The sequence below is a fragment of the Candidatus Paceibacterota bacterium genome, from assembly GCA_035404205.1.
Taxonomy (GTDB): Bacteria; Patescibacteriota; Minisyncoccia; order UBA6257; family JAVHQB01; genus JAVHQB01.
The window spans coordinates 2,306-8,106 of record DAONGQ010000014.1; the positions used below are offsets into that span (position 1 = coordinate 2,306).

Below are 5,801 nucleotides of genomic sequence, written 5' to 3' on the forward strand. Positions count from 1 at the left end.
AGCGAAGTTCCTTGTCGGGTAAGTTCCGACGCGCATGAAAGGTAAAACGACTTGATAACTGTCTCAACGAGAAGCTTGGTGAAAATGCGAGTCCTGTGAAGACGCAGGGTACCCGCGGCAAGACGAGAAGACCCCGGAAGCTTTACTGTAACTTGGTATTGACTTTAGGGTTTCGATGCGTAGCGTAGTGGGTAGGATTTGAGGTCTGGATTTCGGTTCAGGCTGATCCGTCAATGAAACACCCATCTTTGAAACTTTAAATTCTAACCTTGGCGATTAAACGTTAAGGGACAGTGCCTGGCGGGCAGTTTTTGTGGGGCGCAATCCTCCTAAAAAGTAACGGAGGAATTTAAAGGTTAGCTATCTCGCGATGGAAACGCGAGAGATAGTATAAAGGCAAAAGCTAGCTTTACGGCAAGGAAGATGTTCCGCGCCGTTGCGAAAGCACAACTTAGTGACCCGATGGTTCTATGTAGTAGGGCCAGAGACACTAGACAAAAGTTACTCCGGGGATAACAGGCTGGTGGAGTCCGAAAGTTCATATCGACGACTCCGCTCGGCACCTCGATGTCGGCTCACCCTATCCTGGGGCTGGAGTAGGTCCCAATGGTCCGGCTGTTCGCCGGTTAAAAGGGTACGCGAGCTGGGTTCAGACCGTCGTGAGACAGGTCAGTCTCTATCTGCCGTGGGCGTTGATACTTGAGGGGAGTTGGTGATAGTACGAGAGGACCTCACTGAACGGACCTCTGGTCTACCGGTTGTTCCACCAGGAGCACTGCCGGGTAGCTATGTTCGGAAGGGATAAGCGCTGAAAGCATCTAAGCACGAAGCCCACCCCAAGATTAGGTATCGTTATAGATGCGTGGGAGACGACCACGTTAATAGGCTTTAGGTGTAAGATCCGTAAGGATTTAAGCCGAGAAGTACTAATCAATCAATTCTTTCCATCTTTAGCAAGATCTGACACTAATCGGATTTTGATTTGGTATTCATATATTTTAAATAATTAGAAAGCAGTGTTCTGGTGATAATAGCTTCTTAGGTCCCACCCGATCCCATTCCGAACTCGGTAGTGAAAATGAGAGGCGCCGATGATACTATTTGGGAAAGTAGGTATCGCCAGAACACTGCTTTTTAAGTTTAATAAAGACACTCTTTATAGAGTGTTTTTATTATGATTTGACAATACTATAGCTGCGAGTTCATAATGAAATTAGAATTACGTAATTGATATATTTTTTATGGCTTTAAAAAACAAAAAGCTTCTGCTGGGAAGTATTTTATGTCTTGTATTGTTAGCCGCGAGTTCCTTGCTGATAGTTGATTATTTGAAACCGGCTGATATTTTTGAAAGAGGGGCTAAATCTTGCCATAACTTCATTAATCAATCACTTTTAGAAGTGCCCGGCACTTCTAAAAAGGTAGCTGTCTACAGTCCTTTATGCCTAGTTTCTAAACTAGGTAAGACCCAATTTTTTGATTCCTCAAGTTCATTAACCATTCTCAGGCCCGGAGATATGATTATCCGTTCCATCAACCTAACTCACGAATTTGATGCCAAAACCATCAGTTTTTTAACTATCGATGAAGATGTGGTTAGCAATCCCATTCTAGCCCATGTTATATCTCTTCAGTTTAACAAGATTACTGGTGGCATGGTTCCCTTAGAAAAACCTACGGGTTATGTCACCATTTGCGGAAAAGCCAATAATGACGATTCGGCTTTTAACATATTTTTGTCGCCTACAGTCATAAATAGTACTTTAATTAAAAATAACTCTCTTTATTTTTGTTCTCATCTTTTAAACACCAAACAAATGCCTGTTTTGGATGTGGGCTTTCTATTAAAAAACACAACACCCGATATTAAGTTAAAACTGTATTTTCCTCCCATGGAAAAATGGGGTGAAAAAATAACTGCCCAAGATTTTTATGATAATTTTAATTATTTTGCGCCTTTTAACGTTACTCAAATTTAATAGTTAGTTTTATTGTATTTATTTTTCCATATGAAACTGAAATATTTAGGAATATTAATTGTAGTGATGATGATAGCAGCATTTATCGGAATTAATAAATGCCAGGCAATGGCGACAGAATCAGACGCCAAGGCCGCTATAGATGCTGCCGAATTGAATGAAACGGAAACTGCCGTAGTGCAAAAGTATTTAGCCAATACTACCAAAGATTTTACATCAGCCGACCTTCATACCTTGATTGATATCACTAAGACCCAGTACGAAAATACTCTCAATTTTAATTTTGGGTGCCATGGTAGTGCCGGTAAGGGTAGCGACGTTTTAAATAGTAATAACAGTTGGTTTACTGACCAATATGAAACTTTTGTCATGTTTGACATAGAATTTAATCAGCCAGTGACAAGTGGTTTATTCAATACAGAGCAGGAAGTTCGTTTTCCTGGCCAAACTGAAGCTGATAGGAAAGATGCATTGCAGGAAAGATACGCAAGGCGACTTCACAATAATTCTGGTTCAGTTGGTTTAGCAGTAAGTCTAAATGATGCGGTAACCAACCAGACCGTAGCGGCTAATGCTTCTGTGAGTAATGATAATTCAAGTTTTGTCACGGCAACCGATATCACAGTGAACCTCGCTAATACAGATGCATCGGGTAAAACTCTGAATGCGCAAGAAATTTTAGATCTGTGTATAAAAAAATGCTTAGCTGAATATGGCAAAAATGCCGATGTAAAATGCAACCAAGTCTGTAGTATTGCCAGGTGCGGTTGCAGGGATACAGATAACAACGGTTCCTTGGAAACTGTTTGCGAGCCTGGACAATTCGGTGTTCCGTGTTTGGGAGTAGCGAGTTGTGATGTCCGTATTTGCGACAATTTGGAACTAAATAAACCAACAACAGGGGCAACAACGATAAAGGGTCAGCCTGTTAATACGAATGAAAATCCTCAAATGACTGGCAACATTGTTCCCATTGTTTCTACTAGTTGCGATGGCCCTGTGTGCATTATTAATACCAACATGTCTAGCAAAGATGTTTATTCTTATAGGGCCTGGCAATTTAATGCTAATGGGGGATTATTAAACTTATCCAATGATAGTCCTTTTCTAAGCAAAAGCGCTAGTTTACTCAATGTGCCATTAACAGTTGGGACCGATATGGTTATTTTTCAAATTCAGGCTATGAATAGTCCAGAGACAAAAGAAATACGGATGAACTGTAGTTGCAAATAAGTGACAGTGGCAATTCCGTGCGATTCCCATTAAGATGGATATTCTTTATTTAGTGGTTAAACCCCGTGCTTTTAGCGACGGCGCAGGATCTTCCGCTATATTTATTATTAATAGCTATATAGAAAAGACACTTTATGAATAGTGTGTTTTTTTATTTGCTTGACTTAGAAAAAAGAGTTATCATATTCTACAAGGAGTATGTTTCGTTAGCGTTTTTGGTAAAAGGACGGTTTAATAAAAATTTATTTTTGGTTTATGTCTAAAATAAAACCGTATATTAAAATTATTTTGCTAGTGCTACTCGTAGTCTTATTAATAGCCATTGGCTGGTTTGGGTGGATGAGTTATAGGTCTTCGAGTATCACTAAGGCATTTTACTCTCAGTATAGCCAATGTGTGACCACTCAAGATGCTAACTGTTTTAAAATTTTAGCAGCCGACTATCCGCAATTAGCGAATTTAATTATTGATGCGGCAAATAATATCATAGTGCCAGAAGATGATAATTTCGGAAAACTATCGCTAAACTTATTCTCTAAGAGCTATTTAATTCCTTTGCAGAATTTTTCCTTTTCTACTCATGGAATCGGCATAAAATCTGTTCAGTTAGTATTATCTGGTTATACCCCCATTGTAGACCAAAAGAGCCTCAGCCAAGGCCAGGCTGCCCTTGTTTCTCAAATTTTTGGTAACCAAATTTTTAAAACAGGTCAATTGGTCCAAGCCATATTCACTTTACAATATAATAAAGGTCAGATGGTACTAACCAACTATTTTGTAAAATAACTATTGAATATGAAAAATCATTTGAAATCAATTGTTCTAGTATTCATTCTAATTTTGGGCCTATGTGTAACTTTTGTGGCAAGGGCTGCTAAAACTGATGAAATTAACGACACCGTTATAGTCGGAACTAAAATTTTGGCTAAGGACGGACCCGATGTTTCAGTAGTTATACCAGAACCCCCCGAGGTGGCTCCTTCTAAAGTTCTTACTGTTACAGTAAATAATATAGATGGTTCCAGTACTTCCACTAGCTCATATAAAACTTCCGACGGAACAACAGTTGCCATTAGTAGAACCAAAAACGCTGATGGGACCGTTAATGAATCTATATCTACCAATGACGGTAAAACTATAGAGTCTCGCGGAGTGGTTTTAGATGGAACAGAGAAACCAGGGGATACTCCAAATTATGCTAGTCAAATAAATTTTAGTGGTACTACCACACAGAATCCTACCACTGGCGGCTCTGCAACTACTGGGGTTGTTACTAACGGTTATGGTGTGCCTCAATATTTGCAAACTATAGCTACCCAAAAAAATCCGGACAAGAATGACCCTAACTCTACATTAGTGACAACTATTGTTTCTAGAGTAAGCCTCGATGGATCCACGGCCTTGAGAACGACCATTCAAGAAACTCACTACACTATCGTTAATGGTCGGATGGTAGCTCTAACCTATACTACAGCTTGGACAGGAATAGGTGATAAAGCGCTCGATACAGAACTGAACAGAGGAATAGGTGTTGGTAGTGTGGCTGTTGCTAGCAATAATAGTAAAGCCAGTCCCTATAGCGAGCCTATTAAGGTGTTCTCTCAAATAATAGGGGAATCACTTGAAAGCACTGATACTGGTAAAGCAACTGCTGGTGCTGACTTGGTGAAGACCGTTGAAGATTGGTGCGAAACTAATCCTGATGATATCTCGTGTACGGGAGTAAAATCTTTTTGCGACATCCACCCCTCCGATCCTATTTGTGTAGGAGTTCCTGATTATTGTGAATTACATCCCGCAGATGTTATCTGCACAGGTGTTAAAACTTTCTGCGAAACATATCCAAGCAATCCTGCTTGTAATTCAAATCCTACCTTCTGTGAATCTCATCCTTCTGACCCTTCATGTAATATTGTTTCTTTCTGTGTAGCTAATCCTTCGGATCCATCTTGCGGTGGCTCTTCTGTGTGCTTAATTTCGAGCGCAGAAATTACTCCCAATAATAAAATGGTCTATGTGGGCAGTAAATTATCTCTTAATTGGGACAGCAATGGCTGTGACAGTTGTGTTTTAAGCTGTACAGATTCTTCTAAATGTGGAATAGATACCACTCAAAATTACGCTACTAGCGGTCATGTAGAGGCCAAACCACAAGCAGGGTATTATGCTTATAAAATTACTTGTACTGGTCCTGGTTTGAACAATGTCTCTGAAAAAGTTCTCACCAACGGCGCCTATACTGAATGCAACACTTCTCAACCGGATAATTGCCTAAGGATTAGGCGACCATTTATCTTTGAGACTCCTGCCTTTATTAATGCTCTGCTAGGCAAAAATTAAAGGATATTGGTTGTGTGCTTTAAAGCTACCCTTTAAAGGGTAGCTTTTTTTATTTTAAAATTTTATGCCCATTGACAATTATAATAACGTGATTTAGAATAAGCTTAGTTTTTGTTGCTCTTTTACAATCTTGTTTACTAGAAACAGTATTCTATACTATTTTGAAACCGGGAGGTGGAGAATGAAACGCACTGCTGCTTTCGTATCGCTTTTTCTGTCTTTTTGTTTCTTGTTTTCTTGTCTCATTCC

The 5,801-nt window shown here is 39.6% G+C and carries 4 protein-coding genes and 2 rRNA genes (1 of these 6 cut by a window edge); all 6 read left to right on the forward strand.

The features are described 5' to 3' along the window. Window positions 1-949 (forward strand): 23S ribosomal RNA (locus PK547_02445) (it extends 2,285 nt beyond the left edge of the window). A gap of 71 nt (window positions 950-1,020) precedes the next feature. Further along, window positions 1,021-1,125: ribosomal RNA gene (gene rrf, locus PK547_02450) — 5S ribosomal RNA — on the forward strand. Window positions 1,126-1,241: 116 nt separating this feature from the next. Further along, the gene (locus PK547_02455; protein ID HPR91571.1) at window positions 1,242-1,979 is read left to right on the forward strand and encodes a hypothetical protein; all 738 of its coding nucleotides are present in this window, start codon (window positions 1,242-1,244) and stop codon (window positions 1,977-1,979) included. A gap of 30 nt (window positions 1,980-2,009) precedes the next feature. After that, window positions 2,010-3,212, forward strand: coding sequence for a hypothetical protein (locus PK547_02460; GenBank protein ID HPR91572.1), 1,203 nt, complete (start codon window positions 2,010-2,012; stop codon window positions 3,210-3,212). A gap of 255 nt (window positions 3,213-3,467) precedes the next feature. Beyond that, a complete protein-coding gene (locus tag PK547_02465) occupies window positions 3,468-3,998 on the forward strand; it encodes a hypothetical protein (protein HPR91573.1) in 531 nt (176 codons plus the stop codon). A gap of 9 nt (window positions 3,999-4,007) precedes the next feature. Continuing rightward, on the forward strand, window positions 4,008-5,552 hold the full coding sequence (locus PK547_02470) for a hypothetical protein (GenBank protein ID HPR91574.1): 1,545 nt from the start codon (window positions 4,008-4,010) through the stop codon (window positions 5,550-5,552). Window positions 5,553-5,801: the final 249 nt, after the last annotated feature.

Bases quoted from the DNA above. Each gene is read 5' to 3' on its own strand.
- PK547_02455 (HPR91571.1), top strand. From the start codon at position 1,242: ATGGCTTTAAAAAACAAAAAGCTTCTGCTGGGAAGTATTTTATGTCTT.
- PK547_02460 (HPR91572.1), top strand. From the start codon at position 2,010: ATGAAACTGAAATATTTAGGAATATTAATTGTAGTGATGATGATAGCA.
- PK547_02465 (HPR91573.1), top strand. From the start codon at position 3,468: ATGTCTAAAATAAAACCGTATATTAAAATTATTTTGCTAGTGCTACTC.
- PK547_02470 (HPR91574.1), top strand. From the start codon at position 4,008: ATGAAAAATCATTTGAAATCAATTGTTCTAGTATTCATTCTAATTTTG.